This window comes from Brevibacillus sp. NRS-1366 (assembly GCF_050467985.1).
This window is the reverse complement of the sequence record NZ_JBITPN010000017.1, coordinates 204,218-224,957: the sequence shown is the minus strand read 5'-3', so window position 1 is coordinate 224,957 and position 20,740 is coordinate 204,218. Positions and strand designations below refer to the sequence as shown.

The following is a 20,740-nucleotide window of genomic DNA, read 5'->3' as shown; positions in this document are numbered from 1 at the left end:
GCGCTTGCCCTATTGGTCTAGCACAACTACACCCCCTAATAAACACCCAAATAGAGGATGTGTCAATATGTTTCGCTATACCGTTTGCTTTCTGAAACAAAATAACCGGTTTCTCCTATTAAATCGAAGCAAGCCCCCCGTCATGGGTCTGTGGAATGGCGTGGGTGGCAAGCTGGCTCCAGGAGAAGCACCTCTCGATTGTGTCCTGCGGGAAATTCGCGAAGAGACAGGCATTACTTTGCGAACAGTAGACTACAAAGGGATTGTCTCATGGAGTACCGACGCAGACAAACCGGGTGGTATGTACGCTTTTGTGGCGGAACTGCCCGAGGAACTTGATTATCCGACCCCCTGCCTAGTCGACGAAGGAATTCTCGCATGGAAAGACCTGGATTGGATTCTTCATCCCGACAATGAGGGAGTTCCGCAAAACGTTCCGCTGTTTTTACCGACCATGCTGGGGAATAGTGATCTTTTTCATCATCACTTTCACTATGAGAACGGCTTGGTTACAAGCTATGACGTCTCCCCTTGCGCTGAACAGCTCATGCTGCTCTGAATGATGGCATCGTCCTATCAGCATCTGGGAATGATCAGGAAAATGGGTGTAATACGTAAAAGGAGAACAAAATGAACATTCGACAATTACAAGCGCATGAACAGCCTCCCATGGATTTGCTGTTACTCGCGGATCCTTCCCAAAAGCTCGTAGAGGAATATGTGCAACGAGGTTTATGTTTTGTCTATACACGCGAGGAGACTGTGGTGGGCGTCTACGTCCTGATCCAAACCCGCCCCGAAACAATTGAGCTTGTCAATGTTGCCGTAGCTGAAAGTCATCAAGGTCAAGGAATCGGTAAACAACTCGTGCTGCATGCGATCGAGGAGGCTAAATCACGCGGCTATAAAACCATAGAAGTCGGTACAGGCAATTCTAGTCTTGATCAGCTGGCGCTCTATCAAAAATGCGGGTTTCGAATGGCGTGGATTGACAAAGATTTCTTCGTCAGACATTACAGTGAACCCATTTATGAGAATGGTATCCAGCTTGTAGATATGGTCCGTCTTTCACAGGATATATAAATAAGAAAAACAACAACCCTGATTCTCCTACCTCCGCGTAGAAAAATCAGGGTTTCTATTAATTTCCTTGTTTTTTTACGTAGCCCATTAATCCGTGCAATGTTCTAACAAATTCATTCCCAGTCAAATGCCCCAATCCTCCATGCGCACAATCCAGCTCATTGTATTGCAAGATACGATCTCTCCGAATGCTTGGTCCGTAAATAAGCACTGGCACGGGATCACCCGTATGCTCCCCCACTTCACACGGTGTGGAATGATCGGCTGCCAAAGCCAAATACACATTATCGGGCAGCTGTTGTTCAATCAGTCCTACCATTTCATCGAACAACTCGATGGCTTTTGCTTTTTCTACTGGTTTATTATCGTGCCCCATGAGATCTGGCGCTTTGAGATGAACGTATACCATGTCCTTTTCATAGATTTCCTGGATCGCCAATCTCGCTTTTAAGGCAATATCCGTATCTAGGTTACCCGTCATCGCTGGATCGGTAAGCGTTTTGAAGCCTGCGAGCTGTGCCACTCCCAATACTGTGCTCTCGCCTGCGATGCAGCTCCCCGTAATATTCAGGTCTTCAACGATAGGTTTTAGGTGTGCCATCTGTCCTGCTCCCCTCGTCAAAATAAAATTGGCGGGCAGCTTTCCATTTGCGATGCGCTGCTCATTGACGGGATGAGAGGACAGCAGGATATGGGCTTTTTGCAGGAAGCGATTGAGCAGAGATGCTGTGTGTCCTGCTTCTGCGGAACCATCCAACGGTTCAATCTGATGATACGGTTTGCCGTCATTCGGAGCTTTCGGATCCGAATCACTGACTTTATCGCTCAAACCGTTCCCGCGTAAAATGAGCACAGCCCGATGCTCCGTAGCCGGTTTAAAATGAACCTCTACACCATCCTCAAGCTCCATCCCATGAATCGCCCCGGCAATTTCATCTGTCTTCTCCCGAATTCGTTGTGCGCGTCGGTCGAGAACGATTCCATTCTCATCCACCGTGGCAAAATTACAGCGAAGCACGATATCGCCTGGCTGAACGTCCATCCCGATTCCCAGCGCTTCAATGGGGCCGCGCCCCGGATATTGATCAGGCTGATACCCGAACAGAATTAAATGTCCCATATCTGTTCCTACAGGAATGCCCGGACTAATCAGATTCATCATCCCTGTCATTCCTTTTGAAGCCAATCGATCCAGATTCGGTGTTCGCGCATATTCCAATGGGGTTTTGTTGTCTAATAGCGGATGCGGACGGTCCCCTACTCCATCAGCAATAGCCATGATTACTTTTCTATGCAACATGCAACATTTATCCTCCTACTGTTATAATCCCAGCACCTTAAACCAGGTAAAATAAGCCAAGCTGATGACTGAGGCTCCGATGAAGCAAGTAACGATCGCGTACTTGACTTGATCCAAAACCGAAAAATATCCGGTTCCAAAATAAATCGTGTTTACTTTCGAATGAGGCGGTAGTGTAATCGTGTAGGTCATGGTCATCGCAGCTGCTAAGGCCAGCGGAACCGGATCCATACCTAATGTTTTCGCGAGTGCAATGAATGCTGGAATCAAAATCGTTACTCTAACGGTTTTGCTTGTAAAGATGAGATGGCTGTACATACTGAGGAAAATAACCACTACAGCGACCATTGCATGGCTCATTTGTTCCAGTCCTAATGCACTGACCACTTTTTGAATAATCCATTCTGCGCCTTTTGATTTATCTAGAGCATTCCCTACAGCATAAGCACCTGCAGCAAATATCATCAGCTCCCATTTGATGTTTGTGTCTTTCCACGTAAGCAACCCCACTCTCGGGAGCAAGCAAAGAAGGGCAGCTAATACAGCAGTCTGCTCTGTACTGATCTCGAAACCAAACCAATCTTTATGATAGTCTCCAGTAGCCCACAGGATTACTGTAAGAATGAAAATGATGGTTGCCTTTTTTTCATCCTGGGAAAGTGATCCCAATTTTTTCAATTCATCCTTGAGTGTTCCTATGATGTTGTCGACATTGGACTCGCCCTTAAGCGAGAATAGCTTGAACCCGATGAAAAAAGTAAGTAACATCGTAATAATCGCCGTAGGCATAGAGGCCAGGAGCCAGTCCATGTAACCGATTTGACCGCCGGCTAGCTCGTTAATAAATCCGACAGCAATGATGTTGCCCGAGGTTGCCGTCATGACACCCGACGTAGCGAGAGCATCCGCTTGAACTCCCTGGAGCATCATCACTCTACCTAAATTACTTCTTCCCGGGATGGCTTTATAGACCTCCAATAATATCAAGCAGATCGGTACCATTAGGGTAGCCCTTGCTGTGGTGGATGGAACGAAGAACGCTAATATAAAGTTGATAGCGATCAGGACGAGCAGCGTCATTTTCGGTGTTTTACCGAACTTCGTGACCATCCACAGTGCGAATCTTCTGCCTAAGTTTGACTTAATCATAGCCGAAGTAAGAATAAATGCAGAAACCATCAACCAGATCACGTCAAACCCTAAGGTACCGAAAACGACTTCCTGATCTTCAACAGCACCAACTAAAGGAAGTAACAAAATCGCGATAATCGAAGTCAGGTAAATAGGAATCGGGGTTGTGATCCAAAGTACCAAAGCACCGGTAAAAATGGCGATTGATTTTTGTGCTGCCGGTTCCATCCCTTCCGGTGTCGGCATGAAGATTAAAAGAAAAACAAGAACGATTGCGATGGGAATTCCCCATTTTTTCATGCCGTCTTCGAATCGACCCTTTTTCTTTACAGGTGGTCCATTGTCTTCCTTTTCTATTGTTGTATTCTTCTCTGTCATCTTGACTCCCCCTCGCACTGGTAATGTATACGATTACATCATATTGAACCAAAAACCATAAAACAATTTGATTTATTTTCAATAACCATAAGATAATCTTATTGTTTGTGTTCTTTTTTCCCAATCAGGCTCTCGCTTCAATTGGCCAAAAAATGAAGAGTTCATTTGGTATAATGATGAAAATAAGAAAATGTTATCGCCCGAGGAAGGAGTGTATTCATTTGAACTTAACAAAGCTGCAAACCTTTCTCACACTATCTGACTGTTTAAACTTTACGGAAGCGGCGGAGCAACTGTACTGTTCTCAACCGGCTGTCAGTATGCAAATTCAAAGCTTGGAGCGGGATTTAGGCTTTCCGCTTTTTGATCGGATTGGTAAGAAGCTGTATCTAACCAAGCATGGGGAGCATTTTAAACCATATGCGGAGCAAATGATTAATTTATTTCACACATCCAAAGAGCATATCAAGCAGCTGGACAATCTCGCCTACGGAACGTTATCCTTTGGTGCAAGCAATTTTGTTGGCGTATACCTTCTACCAGCTATTTTGAGTGTGTTCAACCGAAGCTTTCCTGGCATCAAAATTAACATGAATATTTCGTCATCCAGTCAACTGATCTCGTTGCTGGAGTCCAACAAAGTGGAGTTTTTAGTTCTTTCCGATCGCATTCCCATTGACAATGCGCGCTTTCATTCCAAGACATTTTATCAAGATGAACTAGTTCTTATCGTCAATCCTCAACATCCACTTGCCCAGAGGGAAGAATGCACATTAGCCAATCTCGTTGATGAAACATTGATTTTCAAACCGAATAAATCTGCCACACGTGTATTTCTGGAAGGGAAATTCAATGAGTACGAAATTAGCTTTCCAAAGTATATGGAGATAAGCAACCTCGAGGCAATCAAACAAGGCGTCATTCACGGACTCGGTATATCCATCGTTTCCAGATTTGCTATTAGTCAGGAAGTCAAAAGTGGTTTGCTAGTGGAGGTCCCTATCAACGGGGTACAATTTCTAAGAGGGATTCGATATGTGTATCATCGGGGCATACATCTTTCACCGGCGGCCAAGCAATTTATTACTTTGCTGGATGAGCACTAGACGACGAACGAAAACAAGCTGCCGGCGAATCCTCATTAGCAGCTTGGAGGTGATAACTTTTGATTACCTTTTGTGCTTTCATAACATGTCACTTGTTTGAAAAACAAAAAATGGATAGAGCTTCAGACGGCTTCTGAAGACCCTATCCATTCTTTTTCACTAATAAAAGGCAGTACCCACATGCTTACTTTATCGATTCGCCGCTCTCTGCGATAACCTGGATTCTCGACTGTCCTGCCCTCTTGTTTTCGCCAGGTACATCGCATATTCCAGCGGTCTTGTAATTGCTTGCTTATACTGTTGGACGGCACCCATCTCCCGGAATATCTCACGGGCAGGCTTCGGATTTACCTCGATCAGCCACGAGCGTCCGTTCACATCAATTCCGATGTCCAGACCGAATTCCACCATTCTACCAAAATGGTCCTCCAGTGTCTTAGCTGTTTGAAAAGCGAGCTGTTCACAATCGTCCACAATCTGTGAAGAGCGCTCCTCTCCAAAACGAGGGCGCAGGAAGGCAGGCACAGGGATTGCTTTGCCTCCACCGTGCAGGTTAGAGGTTGCGCTGCGCTCGCCACCTACGCGAATGCCATGGCCTGTAATGCTCCAATCTCCCTGGCCATCCTTTTGAATCAACAGGCGCATATCAACGGCTCGAGCAGGAACGAGCTGCAGTCTCAAGCCTTGCTGAACGATGTACTTTTCTCGCTTAGTCCAACGATCTACCCACCGCTGGACAGAGGATACCTGCCTCAAAACCGTGGAGACCTTGGCCCGCTGTTTGTCACGGCCCAAGAGACGATAGCCATCCCCCGTCTTTTCGATACAAAGGATATTTCGTCCGCCTGTGCCATTCAGTGGTTTCACGTACAGGAGCGTATGACGTCCCAGCATTTTGACCAGATTCGGTCGGTTAAACAGCAAGGTTTCGGGAAGCCACCGATGCATACGGGGATCACGATGGAGCACTTCATGGACACGCCATTTGTTCGCCAGCCGATTGTTGGCATACAAGAAATTGCTGGTCCTGCGAAAGGCTACATAATCTTTGAAAGCCTGCGTTGGCGTGTACCGGTAGCGATCAAAAACCGCATCCGGTCGATCAAAGATGCGTGCTTGAAATCTGCCGCTCCCATCGACAACATAGCCTCTCACCTGCTTGCCAGAAGCTAGCACATCCTTTGGGGAAAACAGGAAAACTGTACTGCCCAGCTCTTGCCCTGCCCGGAGGAGACGCCTGAAGTAGGCCGGTTCAGCAAACTTTTTGCCCTCTCGCCAGGTCAGAATACCGATTGTGGGTCGTCTCATGATTCCACCCTCTCTCGTTTCCTCCCTGGCAGTTTATTCACCTATGAGCCCGTTGGCACTTACCGCAAGCTCTTTTCCAATGCTTGTAGCTCAGCGGGCATTGGAGATCGTACTTCTACCATTTGTCCTCCAAAAGGGTGTTCAAAACGCAAAATGGCACCGTGAAGTGCTTGTCTTGCAATGAGATCCTTTTTGCCACCATAGAGCTCGTCCCCTAACAATGGATGGCCAATATGACCCAAATGGACGCGAATTTGATGTGTACGCCCAGTCTCTAACCGACATTCGACCTGCGTCGCCATGCGATACCGCTCTCTAACGTGATAATGCGTGACAGCTGAATCTCCATTTGGTGTAACTCGTCTGCGGGTCGGATGATTGCGGTCTTTACCAATCGGCTCGTTGATTTTCCCGCTCTCTTTGGTCATCTTCCCATGGACAAAAGCAAAATAGGTGCGCTTGATTTTCCTCTCCCGCAGTAGTTCATCCAGCAGCGCAGACGCCCACGCATGTTTGGCATACAGAACCACCCCCGATGTATCCTGATCAAGGCGGTGCACATGGCGCACTTTTGCTTGCAGACCAGTCCGAAAAAAATGACCGGCTACCAAATGATCCAGTGTCAGATGATGGTGGGGCTCGGTCGGATGCAAAAGCAGACCTGCAGGCTTGTTCACGATAAGTAGATGGTCGTCCTCGTACAGAACGTCGAGTGGCCTACTGGCGGGGTCTAATCCAAATGGCTCCGGCTGACACATGCGCAGGCGGATCTCTTGCCCTTCTCTGCCTTTTGCATGTTGAGGAACAGGTTCTCCACCCAACATCACGTCTTTGTACTGAAATAAAAGATGGACCTGCTTGCGAGGCAGTTTCCACTCATCTCGCAGCAGGTTCCCAACTGGAATAGCCTCGTCAGCAGCACGCAAGTGAGTGACGAGCCATTCCCCTTCTTTTTTCATAGCATGCATGTACATGATTCTCCTCGGTCTGATGGTCTCGCCCTTATGCTTTCTCCAAGCCTTTGCTCACTTGAACGACGCGGCCTACAAAATGCTCGATCTCCTCGCGGCTTTTCCCCAGTTTACTTACAAACCGAATTAGCTCCTTGCCTTCATGAAATGCAATGAAGCTAGGAATTCCGAATACATCGAGCTTTTGGGACAAATCAGGGAGCGTATCGCGATTTACTTCTATCATGTCCAGCTCGTCTTTATACTTTTCCTCTACTTCTGGCATGAATGGATCGATCCGGTGGCAATCTGGGCACCAATCGGTGAAAAATTTGACGATGACGGGTTTGGTGGCGGAAATCGCTTGTTCAAAGTCTGCTTCTGTTTTGATTTCTTTCATGATATCTCTTCCTCCCAGAATGATTTGGAAATAGTGTACCATAGCTTTAACCCTTTTGTGTAATGCGGAAGTGTAATTCCTTCCTGTTGAGAAACAATTGCCATTACTAACGTAGCCTCTTTCGGAAATGCTATGTCTTGTAAGACCATGACAAATAGGATGGTGAAAAAAATGAAAAAAGTTGCTGCTTTGGTAATGGCAATCTGCTTGGTGTGCTCTGCTCTTCCTGCTTCTGCTGCCACTCACGATGATCACAAGAAAAAGCACCATAAGGTTCAAACAAAAGCTCATCACATGAAAACAAAAGCACACAAAATGCATACAAAAGCTCATCACAAAGCTCATATCAAGGCAATGCCTAAAACTGGTATGGGCGGCGCGAGCGAATAATACGTGTGCAAAGATAAGGGGGATATTCCCCCTTTTTACGTCTTTTAGGGAGACATGTTATGTACAATTACCTATGTAAGCTATTCCTCATTTGTTTAGTTTTGACCGGGTGTAGCAGTGTTTCAGAACCGCCAATCCCCGAGCATGTAACCGTGCAAATGGAAGAAAAGAAAAAGGCAAACAGCAAACAAGATCGGATCATTTATGGTCCTGTCCGGCCCCTAAAGTATGGTCCGTTCTTACCTTTAAAAAAAATGATAGTTCAGGCTAAACCTCTCGCTGAGGGAATCATGCCCAAACGGATCGAAATCCCAACGATTGGTCTCTTTGCCGTAGTTGAACCCGTTGGTGTATTGGCAAACGGTCAGATGGATGTACCCAAAGCATTTGATCATGTAGGTGTTTTGTCGCCCTGGACGAAGCCAGGAATGAAAGGAAACGCAGTCATGGCAGGACATTTTGATCACTATACAGGACCAGCCATATTTTATAACCTACGAAAGCTACAGCCCGGCGATCAAATAAATCTATTTGAAGAAAACGGAAAGAAGCTCACCTTTCAAGTAAAAAAAGTCGAAAGTTATTTGACCAATGAAGCTCCTATTGATGAAATATTTGGTTCATCCGATGATTCCCATCTCAATTTGATTACTTGTGCCGGCAAGTTCAACAAGAAAAAGCAGGAACATGCTCGCAGACTGGTGGTTTTCTCCGATCTGGTACAAGAAATAAGTGTTAAAGATGAAAAACCCAGTGATCGCAGCTAACCTGCGAAGACTGGGTTTTACTGTTTGTTATATTTTCCCGCCTTGTTCGATCAAACATTGAACAAACGTCTCTGCCGGGCGAGAAAGCGGTCTGTCCTTCCGATAGGCAACTACAAGTGTTCGTGATGGCTGTGAGCGTACTCTTACATAGACAGGTGGATCTACCGTACCGGGTGCCATCGTTATCATTTTTGGAGCAAAGGACAACCCCATCCCAGCAGCTACCAAAGACTGTGCCGTTTGGATATTGCTACTTTCAAAAACGATGCGCGGACGAAAACCCGCCTGCTCACAAAGCCTCAGGGATATGGTGCGGAAGCCCTGTCCTTCTTTTAATAAAATAAACGGCTGATCGGAAACCTCTTCCAGATCTACCTCTTTTCGGCTTGCCAAAGGATGTTGCGGGGGAACCGCCAGAAAAATTTCTTCTTTAATGGCTGGGATGATTTCAAGCGAGGGATCACTTATCGGCATCGTCAACAAACTTACATCAATTTTTCCTCGTACCAAGAGCTGCTCCAAATGGCTGGAAGTATCCTCAATCAGTTGCAGTTCGACACCAGGAAACTGCTTCGTAAACGTGGTCAAAACCCGCGGCAGAACGTACGCTCCCGTTATCGGCAAACTGCCGACCAGCAGCTTACCACTTTCGCCAACAGCGTAGGCACGCATTTCCCGCTCCAATCCCTCGGACATATCGACGAGTGTTTGGGCGACTTGAACAAATCGTTGGCCAGCATCTGTCAGCTCCACATGTTGAGGCAAACGGTGAAACAAGCTCACACCGAGAATTTTTTCTAGTTTGGCAATCTGTTGGGACAGCGAAGGCTGAGCCAGATGTAGACGGTTGGCTGCACGTGAAAAACTGCGTTCTTCAGCAACTGCCAGCACATAGCGAACTTGTCGTAACTCCATAAAAACCTCCCGATAGGCAAAAACTATCCTTCTCATAATTATTATATCTTTGAACTATTTTCTTTGCCATGTTACAACCGTTGTAAGAGTTTTCGCACGAAGGAGGAGGAATCACTATGAAAGCCCGTACAATGTTTGAAAAGATTTGGGACAATCATGCGATCCACGAAGAAGCAGGTAAACCGAGCCTCTTGTACATTGACCTGCACCTGGTACACGAGGTGACTTCCCCACAAGCATTTGAAGGACTCCGTTTGGCTGGACGCCAAGTACGTCGTCCTGAGCTGACATTCGCAACGATGGACCACAACGTCCCGACTGCTGACCGTTTCAATGTAAAAGACCCAATCTCCCGTCAGCAGATGGAAACATTGACGGAAAACTGCAAGGAGTTTGGCATTACCTTGGCTGATTTGAACAGCCCTGACCAAGGTATCGTACACGTTATTGGACCTGAGCTCGGTCTGACACATCCCGGAAAAACAATCGTTTGTGGTGACAGCCACACTTCTACACACGGAGCTTTTGGCGCACTCGCATTTGGTATTGGTACGAGCGAAGTAGAACATGTGCTTGCTACACAATGTCTCCAACAATTGAAGCCAAAAACCATGGAAGTGCGTGTAAATGGCGACCTGCCATTCGGCGTAAGTGCCAAGGACTTAATTTTGGCGATTATCGCAAAATACGGAACTGATTTTGCAACTGGTTATGTAGTTGAATATACAGGCGCTGCCATCCGCAACCTGACCATGGAAGAGCGGATGACGGTTTGCAACATGACAATCGAGGGTGGAGCTCGCGCAGGCTTGATCGCTCCGGACCAAACTACCTTTGATTATTTGCAAGGCAAGCGTTATGTGCCACAAGGAGAAGACTTCCTTGCCGCTGTAGAAGCATGGAGACAGCTGTGCACAGACGAAGGTGCCGAGTATGATACCTGTGTAGAAATTGATGCAACTCAGATTGCTCCACAAGTTACATGGGGAACCAGCCCTGGCATGGGTACGAATATTACAAGCACAGTTCCAAACCCAGAGTCCTTTGAAACGTCAGCCCAACGCAAAGCGGCCGAGGACGCTCTCGCTTATATGGACCTTACACCAGGAACTCCAATGAGTGAAATTAAAATCGACCGCGTCTTTATCGGTTCCTGTACCAATGGCCGGATTGAGGACCTGCGAAAAGCGGCAGAAGTTGCAAAAGGTCGCAAGGTGTCCCCTTCTGTTCATGCGATGGTCGTACCAGGCTCTCAAGCGGTTAAGCAAATTGCCGAACAAGAAGGCTTGCACCTCATTTTCCAAGAAGCTGGCTTCGACTGGCGCGAATCCGGTTGCTCCATGTGTCTCGCCATGAACCCAGATATCTTGTCTGAAGGCGAGCGTTGCGCCTCTACTTCCAACCGCAACTTTGAAGGACGTCAAGGACGCGGTGGCCGCACTCATCTGGTGAGTCCTGAAATGGCAGCAGCAGCGGCAATTGCCGGTCACTTTGTAGACGTACGTGAATGGAAAAGCGAGAACGTAAGCAAGGAGGTATTCCAATGAATCCATTTGTCACCCACACCGGACTGGTAGCACCACTGGACCGTGTAAATGTAGATACCGACGCAATCATTCCAAAGCAGTTTTTAAAACGTATTGAGCGCAGCGGCTTTGGCCAGTTCCTGTTCTACGAATGGCGTTTTGCAGTCGACGGCTCCACCATTGACTCGTTCATCCTGAACACACCAGAATACAAGGATTCCACCGTCCTCCTCGCCCGTAACAACTTTGGCTGTGGTTCCTCCCGTGAGCATGCGCCTTGGGCATTGATGGATTACGGCTTCCGAGCAGTAATTGCTCCATCGTTCGCAGATATTTTCTACAACAACTGCTTTAAGAACGGTATTTTGCCAATCACGCTCAGCGAAGACCAAGTAGACGAATTGTTCAAGCGTGCCCAAGGACAAAAGAACTATCATTTGACTGTCGATCTGCAAGAACAGGTCGTACGCGACAGCGAAGGTCTCTCCTATCCGTTTGAGGTGGATTCCTACCGTCGTTACTGCCTGTTGAATGGTCTCGACGACATCGGAATTACCTTGCAGTACGAAGACAAGATTGCAGCCTTCGAGGCTCACCGCTAGTCTGCCCCATTTGAAGCCATAGAGAAGCGAAGGCATGAAGCTCATACATGCCTTCGCTTTATTTGTTACAGCTCGTTATTCCTTTTACAAATGTTCATTAAAGAGAAGATACATATGGGTTTCGTCGACATAGCGGTCCCCTACCTTCAAAGCCCGCTTCTCAAAGCCGAACGGGAGAAAGCCCATTTTTTCATAAAAGCGCACTGCTCCCGGATTGGAGGTGACCACAGCTAGCTGAACCTGATCCACATCTCCCAACTTCCTGAGGTAAGCCAGTTCTTCCTGCATCAGCTCTGCTGCGATCCCTGTTCCTCGATGAGAATCGCGTACATACATGGAGACAACCGAAACTTTGTGACGGGCTTTTGTTCCCCTATGCCTAAAGAAGCCGATGATTCCCACTATTTCACCTTCAACAAAAGCTCCGAAAAATCCACTGTCACCTTTTTCAGCTTGAGAGAGTCTTTCTTTCCACTCATTGTCAGTCCGTTTCAGCTCTTCTTCATAGATTGCTCCAAAAGCATCTGGATCTTTTTGCAATCCTTCCAATCTAATCTTGGAAAAGATTCCTACATCCTCTGGCCCCAGTATTCGAATCTCCATTCCATGCTGCTCCTCTCCTTACATATCCACTCATCATAGTAGAGACGAAGCGGATTGTAAAGAACCTAGGCCGTCTCTGTCGTGTCCCCTACTGACAATCCAAATGACTTCATCGCATTCTCACGCAATTTATATTTTTGGATTTTTCCAGAAGCAGTCATCGGATATTCGGTCACAAATTGTATGTAGCGCGGGATTTTAAAGCGAGCCATTTTCCCTTCGCAGTATGACCGTACTTCTTCCTCTGTCAAAGTTGTCTTTGGCTTTACACGGATGCACGCCAATGCTTGCTCTCCGTATTTAGGATCTGGCACCCCGACGACTTGTACATCAAGAATTTTTGGGTGCGTATAAAGAAATTCCTCGATCTCACGCGGATAGATGTTTTCCCCTCCGCGAATGATCATATCTTTGAGTCGGCCGGTAATACGATAGTAACCGTCTTCATCAACCGTAGCCAGGTCACCCGTATGCAGCCACCCCTCAGAATCGATTGCTTTTTCAGTCTGGTCTGGCATATTGTAATAACCCTTCATCACCAAATATCCACGTGTGCACAGCTCTCCCTGTACGCCAGGAGGCAGGCTCTGACCAGTAGCTGGATCAACAATCTTGGCCTCTACCCCTACGTGCAGTCGCCCTACAGTGGCTACTTTACGCTCGATGGAATCCTCTGGTACGGTTTGTGTAATCACCGGTGATGACTCGGTTTGCCCATACGCAATGGTTATATCTCGAATACCCATTTTATCAACCACGTTTTTCATGACTTCAATCGGACACAATGATCCTGCCATAATGCCCGTTCGCAGTGAGCTTAGATCACGATCGGCAAAGGTCGGATGGTTCAGCTCTGCGATAAACATCGTAGGTACGCCATAGAGGGCTGTGCATCGCTCTGCTTCTACAATAGAAAGGACCAATCCCGGATCAAAGGCAGTAACAGGCACCATCGTGGCTCCTGTCGCCACACAAGCGAGCGTGCCCATCACGCAGCCAAAGCAGTGGAAAAAAGGAACGGGAATACATACCCTGTCCTCCACTCCGAGACGTTGACACTCAGCCACCTTTATCGCATTGTTGACGATATTTACATGAGATAGCATGACGCCCTTCGGGAATCCGGTTGTTCCTGATGTGTATTGCATATTAATCACATCATCAGGTCGAAGCGACTGCTGGCGTATACTTCGCTCCTCTTCGCTGACGTGAGCTGCCCGCTCCAATAGGTCTCGCCACAAGAACATGCCTGGCTGTCGCTCTTCCCCTAAATAGACGATGTTCTTTAAATGAGGCAAGCGTTTGGATTGCAGCTCTCCTGGATTACATTCGGCCAACTCAGGACATATTTCCCGAATCATATCTAGATAGCTGGCATCGCGATAGGAATCAATCAAAAGCAAGGTCGTAGACTCTGATTGTCTAAGCAAATACTCCAGCTCATGTGACCGATAGCTGGTATTGACCGTAACTAATACGCCGCCCATTTTAGCTGTAGCGAATTGAGAAATGACCCATTCCGGGATATTGGTCGCCCAGATAGCCACATTCTCTCCTTTTTCAATCCCTAAGGACATGAATCCTCTAGCGACCTGATTGCATATCTCCTGAAATTGGCCAAATGAATAGCGAAGTGAACGTTCCTGATAGACGACTGCTTCTTTTTCCTGGTAACGTTCTGCTGTCTCATCCAGTAAATCGCCAATTGTGATTGATCGTATCATGAAAAGCACCCCCAAAAATATTCAGACTATTCAGCTATATATGAAAATGATTCTTCCTCTTTTCAACTTATTCCTGCTACCAGAAAAAAGAAAAGCGTCCCCGATTCGGAACGCTTGCTTCTTATTTCACTACAAATTTCTGGGTTGCTTCTACCTTGTATGGCAGGTGATTACTGTAGTTCAGCTCCACGCGTATCTCATGTTCTCCTTTAGGCAGCTTTTTGAGCAAGAACTCTGGATGGTAAATCATCCCTTTTGCTTCCCCATCAATATACAGATGCGCATGCCCCTGGCCAAAGATCGGCTTTTGATCCAGCTCACCGTTATCCTGAACAAACTGGAAGTTCTGTGTGAGCAGGGATACCTCTGCTGTCGTACCGTCTACCTTGATATCCATGTTCAATAATGGCTTTTCCGTAGTGGTAGGCTGGCTCTCTGGCGAAGTAGCTGATACGGGAACACTCGCTTCTCCTGGTCGATAAGAGTCAGAGACGTGTAACGGGTCTTTGACCAATAGCACGATACCCGCCACCAACACCACTACGAAGACGATTCCACCCAAAATGAGATTGCGCATACTGATTATAAAGACCTTCATGTCTCTACTCTCCCTTTCGCAAGTGCTTGTCACTTATTTGTACATGCTTACGCGAGAAGGGAGAGAGTTAGAAGCAAAACTTTTCTAGCAATTACCGATAGTTGATAAATTGTACATCCAATGGTAGATCAGATTTGCGAATTGCATGAATGATTTGCTGGAGTTCATCCTTGCTTTTTCCGGTCACTCGGATCTGATCGTCCTGAATTTGCGTTTTTACCTTGAGTCCCGCATCTTTAATGATGTTGTTGATTTTCTTCGCATTCTCTTTATCAATGCCTTGTACGAGCTTGACACGCTGCCTGACGGTTCCGCCCGCTGCTGGTTCTACTTTTCCGTAGTCCAAATTTTTGATCGGCACTTCTCGTTTCACTAGTTTCCCCAGCAAAATGTCTTTCACTTGGCTCAGCTTAAATTCGTCATCGGAAACAAGCACAAGCTCTTCTTTTTCCAGAGAGATGTTGCTTTTGCTTCCTTTGAAGTCAAACCGATTTTCGATTTCTTTGAGTGCTGTCTGGATCGCATTGTTAACCTCAGACATCTCCACTTTGGATACGATATCGAACGAGCTTTCTTTACTCATATACTCATCCCCCTTCTCGTTTTTGTAATGCTTTATACGACCTTTTTTTAGATCGCTCTAACCAATCCGCCATCTACGAGGAATGCTTGACCAGTCACATAGCTGTTCGCTGGAGAAGCAAGAAATGTCACCATTCGCGCGAACTCATCTGGCTGTCCATACCGACCAACTGGGATTTGTTTTTCCCAATTTGTGCGAACTTCATCAGCAGTTGTGTTTTGGGCCTCGGCACTCATGCCGTCCAATTGGGTCACACGATCGGTAGCGATGCGACCTGGTCCAATCGTATTAATCAAAATTCCATCTGGTCCAAGCTCTGCGGACAATGTCTTGGCGAGCCCCAGGACTCCTGTGCGGAATGTATTCGACAAGATTAAATTATCAAGCGGCTGCTTGAACGAGGAGGATGCAAAGTTAATGATACGACCGAATTGGTTGGCACGCATATGTGGCAGAACGGCACGGATTGCTCGTACATAGCTGAGCAGGTTCAACTGGAAAGCCTGAATCCACTGTTCATCTGTCAATTGATCAAATTTACCAGTCGCAGGTCCGCCGGAATTGTTAATCAAAATATCGACGCCGCTAAAATGACTGACCGTTTCTGCTACCACTCGCTTGATGTCCTCTTCCTTTGTCACATCTACCGTAACGGCGAGAGGTGCCTTGCCTGTGGCTTGTTCAATCTCTGCTCGAACGGATGCTAATGCCGCCTCATCTCGTCCGCAAATGGTGACATGTGCTCCCTCTTTGGCGAGGCACAGAGCGGTAGCCTTTCCCAGGCCTTTGGAGGAAGCCAGTACGATAGCAGTCTTTCCTTGCAGGTGCAAATCCATATCCATTCTCCCTTCAATAGATCTCGTTATGTATGCTTATTCCTATATTCTACAGAACTTTCAAACGAACGAAAAGAAAAAGAGAAGGGCATCGCACACTCCCCTTCTCCTTGTTATTTCCTTATAGATCTGTTCCAGGCATATTCTCTTTCATAGCCCGCTTGGCTTCCCGTTTCTCTCTGCGAGCTGCTTTGCGAGCCATCCGTCTTTCCTTTGCTCCTTCAAATAACGAATACAAAACCGGAACAAGAACCAATGTCACCATCGTATGGAAAATCAAGCCGGAAATGACAGCGGTAGCGAGCGGTGCCTCCAAATCGGAGCCTTCCGCCATGGCGAGCCCCATCGGAAGCATCCCGAGGATAGCTGTCAGCTTCGTCATGATGACAGGACGTACCCTTTCCTTGGTTCCTTGAATAATGGCATCTGCTGTTTTCATACCGCGGTTGCGCAGCAGATTGATACGGTCGATCAACAGAATCGCGTTGGAAACGACGATTCCCACCAGCATAATGATCCCGATCATCGCCATTTCTCCGAATACCCTCTGGGTCAAAACAAACCCCATTACGACGCCTACCAATGCCATTGGAATGGTCAGCAAAATGATAAACGGTTGGGAAAGGCGCCCAAACTGCGCTACCATCACCACATAAATCAAAGCGAGAACACCGACAAATACAAAGATACCCTGAGCCATGTTTGCACTCTGCTCTTTCAGTTTCCCTGCAATCTCTACCGAGTATCCTGCTGGTACGGCCAGCGTTGGCAATTTCTCAGTAATTTGTCGTCCCACAGTTCCTAAATCAGTACCTTGTAATTCAGCGGAGACGGTGACGATTCTCTCCCCTTTTTCGTGAGTAATGGTTACAGGTGATTTGCTGTAAGTCCATTCAACTAAGTCTACAAGGGGAACTTGAGAGCCGTTTTTAGAACTGATGGTGATATTTTTCAGTTGATCTGGGTGCTTTAACCAATTGTCTGGCATTTTGGCGATCACTTCTACCTCGATTCCATCCTTTGTAATGGAAGTGATAGGTTGGCTGCCGATCATCACACTGAGTTGTTGAAGCAGGGAACGATGATCTACGTCCAGACGGGCTAGTGCGTCTTGTTTCGGGATCAGGGTTACTTTTTCCTTACCTTCTTTAAAGTCGTTACGGATATTGTCAGCACCTGGAATAGTTGCCAGCATCGCTTCTACGTCTGTGGCGATCTTGCGCATTTGATCCATGTCATCGCCGACAATGTCTAGCTGAATCGGTGCATCCGTTCCTTGCCCACCAAACGTGGTAGAAATCGAATCGATCTCAGGAATTGCCTTCAGCCGTTCATTAATCGCGAGTGTTAAGGCTTCTTTGTCCCGTTCACGCTCACTTTTAGGTCGCAAGGAGATGAAAATTTCTGAGCGCTCTTTGGAAGAGAAGAAAAAGATGTCTTTTACTTCAGGTATTTCCCTGAGTGCTTCTTCTCCTGCGAGTGCCGCTTTTTGTGTACGTTCCAAGGTAGAGCCTGTAGGCATTTCTATTGTTGCAAAGACGAGATTCTCATTGGCATCAATTCCTTGCCCCATTTTCATCATCGGCATGAGGAACCCGACGCCTACAAGCATGACAAGGGCAACCAGCAACGTTTTGATCCGATGTCGCAAGGCCAGTCTCAGCAAACTGTTGAACGCACGATTAATGACATTTTCTTTTCCTTCTCCCTCGAGCGAAACATGCTTATCCTTTTGGAGGAAACGCTCGGAGAAGACTGGCACGAAAAAGAAGGCAGCAATCGTCGAAGAGATAATCGCTGATGAAACGGTAAAGGCGATAGTCGCTAGAATCGGTTTGAGCCAATCTTCAAAATCCGCGAAAATGAGCGGTAAAAACACGATGATGATCGTCAATTGCGATGTGAAAACGGGTGTCATTACTTCCCGTGTTCCCTTTACAATCGCTTGCGAGAGAGGCTCCCCTTTTTCTCGGAAATGATAGATGGACTCAAGTACTACAATGGCAGCATCTACAATTAATCCGACAGAGAGACTGAGCGACAGCAGCGTTACCATGTCGATGTTGTACCCGCCGATTTTCATCGCTAAAAATGTCATGAACGCAGACAACGGGAGAGTCGTCGCGATGACCAGTGTAACTCGCCAGTTGCGCAAAAAGATAAACAAGATAATGATCGCCAATGCTCCACCAATCATGACATCGCGACTCAGGTTGCTAACGGCGTGCTGAATATAAGACACCGCTTCAAACATGACCTTCAGCTCATATTGACCGTTTGCTTCGGCATTGATTTCACGGACGACTTCTTCCACCTTGCCTTGCGTGGTGATCAGATCGCTTCCCTCTGACCGCGACACACTCAGGTGAACGAACACGCTGCCATTGGTCAACGCCACCGAATCTTTTACTTTTCCACGTAAATCTTCGATCGTTGCCAGTTGATCCAGCGTAACTGTCCCATTGGGTGTATCAATCGGCAACACTTTCATTTCCTGAACGGTGTGATACGTATTATCGACCATGATAACCGTATCGAAGCCTGTGTTTTCCAGCGTCCCGATTGCCTGCTTCCAGTTAGTCTCCTGCAATTGATTGATGACTTTATCTGGGGTAATCCGGTATGCACTCAGGCGTTCGGGACGCAAACTGATTGCAATCTGATTCTCAAAGCTGCGGTCTGAAACCTTGACTTCTTTCACACCTGGTACGGCTTCGATTCTGTCTTTGATCGTCGTTTTGGCGAGACTCAGCATTGATTGTGGGTCCGCACCAACGAGCGCATAGTCAATCAACTGGTCGTCACCGAAGTTCATTTGATTTACATTGATATTATCGACTGCTTTCGGAAAGTCATTGCGCAGTCGATTGATTGCATTTTGCACATCTTGCTTGGCCCTGTCTCCCTTGCCTTCTTTCGCTGAAATCGAGATATTGACGTAACCGGAGCCGGTCGTGGAGGAATACTCCTTGATATCCGGCAGCGACTTCAATTCCTGCTCAATTTTTTTTGTAATTTTCTCTTCCATTTCTTCTGGAGGGAGCGAGCCGCCTGAAATATTGACCGAGAGTTTGGGGAAGTTCGTTTTTGGCACCAGCTCGATATTGAAGCTAAACAGGGAGCCAAGGCCGGCAATCACGATCAAGAATGTAAAGAGGTAGACAATGAGTCGTCTTTTCAGCAAAAAGAGAATCATCTTGTTCATACTTTATTCTCCCTTCGCCTCTACTTTTTGCCCCTCGACGTAGAATGTGATTCCACTGCGCAAAAGTTGGTCCCCTTCTTTGATTCCCGAAATAATTTCGATCTGGTCATCAACCATTTGGCCCGTCTTTACTTCTTTTCTCACAGTCAATCCATTTTCTACTGCCATGACATAGTGCTGCGCCCCACTAACCCCTACACTTTCAAGAGGAACGAGGAAGCCGCTTACTTTGCGTGGAGCTTCCACGGTTGCTGCCATGCCACCGCGCCAAAAGCCATCGGGGTTGGGAATGGTTACCTCAATCCGGTATTTGCCTGTTTGCTTGTCGACAACAGGAGCAACAAATGTGACTGTTCCTTCGCTTTTCCTGCCGTCATCCGAGGTTGCCTGGACCTTGGCTTTGTCTTGGAACTGGCTGATCAAATCATTGGTTACATCCAAAGTAACTTTCACCTCTGACAAATCAACGAGATGAATGATCCGCTCACCTGGGGAAGCCTGCTCACCTACTTGCTTGTAAACATCCACAATCGTTCCTGCGAACGGTGCCTGAATCTTGGCGTCATCCAAGCTCTTTTTCGCCCGCTCTACTTGACCAGACGCCTGCTTGATCGAAGCGTTCGCTACCGCAATATCTTCTGGCTGTGCCCCGCGCAAAAGCTCATCTAACGCCAGCTGTGCATCCCTTGCTGATATTTCCGCTTGTGTCAGCGCACGTTTTCGATCATTTATTTCACTTTGCGAAATAGCTCCGCCAGCTAACAGCTTTTCTCCTGTTGCCACATCTTGTTTTGCTTTGTCTAGGTTATTCTGGGCGGTTTTTACTTGCAAACGCTGCTGCTCGACCGCTTCTGTAGTTGCTCCTTTGAGTGTTTTCGTTTTGCGTGCAGCCGCCTCTTCTACTTGGCCTGCAGCCGCTTCTACTTCTTTTTGGTAATACCTTGCGTCAAGTGTAGCCAGCAGTTGTCCTTGACCGATTTTTGTACCTTTGTTCACCGAAATGGCTGAAATCGTACCGCCTGTTCCGAATGGTAACACAGCCTCCCGCTTGGCTTCTACCATTCCGGTCACACGCAACAAGACAGGTTTCTCTGCCTTTCGAACCGTAACAACTTCCACTACCTTTGCTTTTGCCTCTGCCTGCTGTGGTGATTCTGCAGCAGGTCCACCGCAGCCAGCAGTGACAAGCAAAAGGGATGCCAGAACAATCGACACACGTTTTTTCACAATGATTCCTCCAAGTATTTACAATCATTCCCTTGCGTTATTGTGCCAGTTTTTCCCTTCCCCGCAAAACAGTCAACGGGTGGAACTTTTCTCCGTCTTGGGACCGAG

At 47.1% G+C, this 20,740-nt stretch carries 20 protein-coding genes; 7 read left to right on the top strand and 13 right to left on the bottom strand.

Features of this window, described 5'->3' with window-relative positions; all coding sequences use genetic code 11:
* The first annotated feature begins 67 nt into the window (after positions 1–67).
* Positions 68–559: an NUDIX hydrolase gene (locus ACIFQN_RS10185; RefSeq protein ID WP_429832912.1), complete on the top strand. Its 492-nt coding sequence runs from the start codon at positions 68–70 to the stop codon at positions 557–559.
* A 71-nt stretch (positions 560–630) separates the two neighbouring features.
* Positions 631–1,083 (top strand): GNAT family N-acetyltransferase, encoded by a 453-nt coding sequence (locus ACIFQN_RS10180; RefSeq protein ID WP_429832911.1) that lies wholly within the window; start codon positions 631–633, stop codon positions 1,081–1,083.
* A 58-nt stretch (positions 1,084–1,141) separates the two neighbouring features.
* Here the strand turns inward: ACIFQN_RS10180 and apgM are convergent, their stop codons facing one another.
* Together apgM and ACIFQN_RS10170 are read right to left on the bottom strand one after the other, a co-directional pair.
* Positions 1,142–2,383: a 2,3-bisphosphoglycerate-independent phosphoglycerate mutase gene (gene apgM / locus ACIFQN_RS10175; protein ID WP_429832910.1), complete on the bottom strand. Its 1,242-nt coding sequence runs from the start codon at positions 2,381–2,383 to the stop codon at positions 1,142–1,144.
* Between the two features lie 21 nt (positions 2,384–2,404).
* Positions 2,405–3,892, bottom strand: coding sequence for an SLC13 family permease (locus ACIFQN_RS10170; RefSeq protein ID WP_429832909.1), 1,488 nt, complete (start codon positions 3,890–3,892; stop codon positions 2,405–2,407).
* Positions 3,893–4,113: 221 nt separating this feature from the next.
* On the opposite strand from ACIFQN_RS10170, the gene ACIFQN_RS10165 reads away from it, so the two are divergent.
* Positions 4,114–4,998, top strand: a complete 885-nt coding sequence (locus ACIFQN_RS10165; protein ID WP_429832908.1) for a LysR family transcriptional regulator — start codon at positions 4,114–4,116, stop codon at positions 4,996–4,998.
* A gap of 189 nt (positions 4,999–5,187) precedes the next feature.
* Here ACIFQN_RS10165 and ACIFQN_RS10160 read toward each other — a convergent pair whose 3' ends face one another.
* The 3 genes from ACIFQN_RS10160 to ACIFQN_RS10150 are packed head-to-tail and all read right to left on the bottom strand — an operon-like array spanning position 5,188 to position 7,656.
* Complete coding sequence (locus tag ACIFQN_RS10160; RefSeq protein WP_429832907.1) at positions 5,188–6,306, bottom strand: YheC/YheD family protein; 1,119 nt, start codon at positions 6,304–6,306, stop codon at positions 5,188–5,190.
* A gap of 59 nt (positions 6,307–6,365) precedes the next feature.
* Positions 6,366–7,274, bottom strand: coding sequence for an RluA family pseudouridine synthase (locus tag ACIFQN_RS10155; protein WP_429832906.1), 909 nt, complete (start codon positions 7,272–7,274; stop codon positions 6,366–6,368).
* A gap of 34 nt (positions 7,275–7,308) precedes the next feature.
* On the bottom strand, positions 7,309–7,656 hold the full coding sequence (locus ACIFQN_RS10150; protein WP_429832905.1) for a thioredoxin family protein: 348 nt from the start codon (positions 7,654–7,656) through the stop codon (positions 7,309–7,311).
* 171 nt (positions 7,657–7,827) lie between these two features.
* On the opposite strand from ACIFQN_RS10150, the gene ACIFQN_RS10145 reads away from it, so the two are divergent.
* Together ACIFQN_RS10145 and ACIFQN_RS10140 are read left to right on the top strand one after the other, a co-directional pair.
* Complete coding sequence (locus tag ACIFQN_RS10145; protein ID WP_429832904.1) at positions 7,828–8,046, top strand: hypothetical protein; 219 nt, start codon at positions 7,828–7,830, stop codon at positions 8,044–8,046.
* 158 nt (positions 8,047–8,204) lie between these two features.
* A complete protein-coding gene (locus ACIFQN_RS10140; RefSeq protein ID WP_429832903.1) occupies positions 8,205–8,813 on the top strand; it encodes a class F sortase in 609 nt (202 codons plus the stop codon).
* 27 nt (positions 8,814–8,840) lie between these two features.
* Here ACIFQN_RS10140 and ACIFQN_RS10135 read toward each other — a convergent pair whose 3' ends face one another.
* Entirely contained in the window at positions 8,841–9,728 is an 888-nt protein-coding gene (locus tag ACIFQN_RS10135) for a LysR family transcriptional regulator (RefSeq protein WP_429832902.1), read from the bottom strand.
* Between the two features lie 116 nt (positions 9,729–9,844).
* On the opposite strand from ACIFQN_RS10135, the gene leuC reads away from it, so the two are divergent.
* Together leuC and leuD are read left to right on the top strand one after the other, a co-directional pair.
* Entirely contained in the window at positions 9,845–11,275 is a 1,431-nt protein-coding gene (gene leuC / locus ACIFQN_RS10130; RefSeq protein WP_429832901.1) for a 3-isopropylmalate dehydratase large subunit, read from the top strand.
* Complete coding sequence (gene leuD / locus ACIFQN_RS10125; protein ID WP_429832900.1) at positions 11,272–11,856, top strand: 3-isopropylmalate dehydratase small subunit; 585 nt, start codon at positions 11,272–11,274, stop codon at positions 11,854–11,856. Before leuC ends, leuD begins: the two co-directional genes overlap by 4 nt.
* A gap of 84 nt (positions 11,857–11,940) precedes the next feature.
* Here leuD and ACIFQN_RS10120 read toward each other — a convergent pair whose 3' ends face one another.
* The 7 genes from ACIFQN_RS10120 to ACIFQN_RS10090 form a co-directional block, all read right to left on the bottom strand.
* The gene (locus tag ACIFQN_RS10120; RefSeq protein ID WP_429832899.1) at positions 11,941–12,459 is read right to left on the bottom strand and encodes an N-acetyltransferase family protein; all 519 of its coding nucleotides are present in this window, start codon (positions 12,457–12,459) and stop codon (positions 11,941–11,943) included.
* Positions 12,460–12,524: 65 nt separating this feature from the next.
* A complete protein-coding gene (locus ACIFQN_RS10115) occupies positions 12,525–14,183 on the bottom strand; it encodes an AMP-binding protein (RefSeq protein ID WP_429832898.1) in 1,659 nt (552 codons plus the stop codon).
* 121 nt (positions 14,184–14,304) lie between these two features.
* A complete protein-coding gene (locus tag ACIFQN_RS10110) occupies positions 14,305–14,781 on the bottom strand; it encodes a hypothetical protein (protein WP_429832897.1) in 477 nt (158 codons plus the stop codon).
* A gap of 91 nt (positions 14,782–14,872) precedes the next feature.
* Positions 14,873–15,364, bottom strand: coding sequence for a YajQ family cyclic di-GMP-binding protein (locus ACIFQN_RS10105; protein WP_429832896.1), 492 nt, complete (start codon positions 15,362–15,364; stop codon positions 14,873–14,875).
* 47 nt (positions 15,365–15,411) lie between these two features.
* A complete protein-coding gene (locus ACIFQN_RS10100; RefSeq protein WP_429832895.1) occupies positions 15,412–16,200 on the bottom strand; it encodes an SDR family oxidoreductase in 789 nt (262 codons plus the stop codon).
* A gap of 121 nt (positions 16,201–16,321) precedes the next feature.
* Entirely contained in the window at positions 16,322–19,405 is a 3,084-nt protein-coding gene (locus tag ACIFQN_RS10095) for an efflux RND transporter permease subunit (RefSeq protein WP_429832894.1), read from the bottom strand.
* A 3-nt stretch (positions 19,406–19,408) separates the two neighbouring features.
* The gene (locus ACIFQN_RS10090) at positions 19,409–20,632 is read right to left on the bottom strand and encodes an efflux RND transporter periplasmic adaptor subunit (protein WP_429832893.1); all 1,224 of its coding nucleotides are present in this window, start codon (positions 20,630–20,632) and stop codon (positions 19,409–19,411) included.
* Positions 20,633–20,740 lie beyond the last annotated feature (108 nt).

Coding starts and splice junctions, on each gene's coding strand:
- leuD (WP_429832900.1), top strand. CDS start 11,272: ATGAATCCATTTGTCACCCACACCGGACTGGTAGCACCACTGGACCGT.
- ACIFQN_RS10185 (WP_429832912.1), top strand. CDS start 68: ATGTTTCGCTATACCGTTTGCTTTCTGAAACAAAATAACCGGTTTCTC.
- leuC (WP_429832901.1), top strand. CDS start 9,845: ATGAAAGCCCGTACAATGTTTGAAAAGATTTGGGACAATCATGCGATC.
- ACIFQN_RS10180 (WP_429832911.1), top strand. CDS start 631: ATGAACATTCGACAATTACAAGCGCATGAACAGCCTCCCATGGATTTG.
- ACIFQN_RS10150 (WP_429832905.1), bottom strand. CDS start 7,656: ATGAAAGAAATCAAAACAGAAGCAGACTTTGAACAAGCGATTTCCGCC.
- apgM (WP_429832910.1), bottom strand. CDS start 2,383: ATGTTGCATAGAAAAGTAATCATGGCTATTGCTGATGGAGTAGGGGAC.
- ACIFQN_RS10115 (WP_429832898.1), bottom strand. CDS start 14,183: ATGATACGATCAATCACAATTGGCGATTTACTGGATGAGACAGCAGAA.
- ACIFQN_RS10120 (WP_429832899.1), bottom strand. CDS start 12,459: ATGGAGATTCGAATACTGGGGCCAGAGGATGTAGGAATCTTTTCCAAG.
- ACIFQN_RS10170 (WP_429832909.1), bottom strand. CDS start 3,892: ATGACAGAGAAGAATACAACAATAGAAAAGGAAGACAATGGACCACCT.
- ACIFQN_RS10135 (WP_429832902.1), bottom strand. CDS start 9,728: ATGGAGTTACGACAAGTTCGCTATGTGCTGGCAGTTGCTGAAGAACGC.
- ACIFQN_RS10100 (WP_429832895.1), bottom strand. CDS start 16,200: ATGGATTTGCACCTGCAAGGAAAGACTGCTATCGTACTGGCTTCCTCC.
- ACIFQN_RS10160 (WP_429832907.1), bottom strand. CDS start 6,306: ATGAGACGACCCACAATCGGTATTCTGACCTGGCGAGAGGGCAAAAAG.
- ACIFQN_RS10110 (WP_429832897.1), bottom strand. CDS start 14,781: ATGAAGGTCTTTATAATCAGTATGCGCAATCTCATTTTGGGTGGAATC.
- ACIFQN_RS10155 (WP_429832906.1), bottom strand. CDS start 7,274: ATGCATGCTATGAAAAAAGAAGGGGAATGGCTCGTCACTCACTTGCGT.
- ACIFQN_RS10105 (WP_429832896.1), bottom strand. CDS start 15,364: ATGAGTAAAGAAAGCTCGTTCGATATCGTATCCAAAGTGGAGATGTCT.
- ACIFQN_RS10145 (WP_429832904.1), top strand. CDS start 7,828: ATGAAAAAAGTTGCTGCTTTGGTAATGGCAATCTGCTTGGTGTGCTCT.
- ACIFQN_RS10140 (WP_429832903.1), top strand. CDS start 8,205: ATGGAAGAAAAGAAAAAGGCAAACAGCAAACAAGATCGGATCATTTAT.
- ACIFQN_RS10095 (WP_429832894.1), bottom strand. CDS start 19,405: ATGAACAAGATGATTCTCTTTTTGCTGAAAAGACGACTCATTGTCTAC.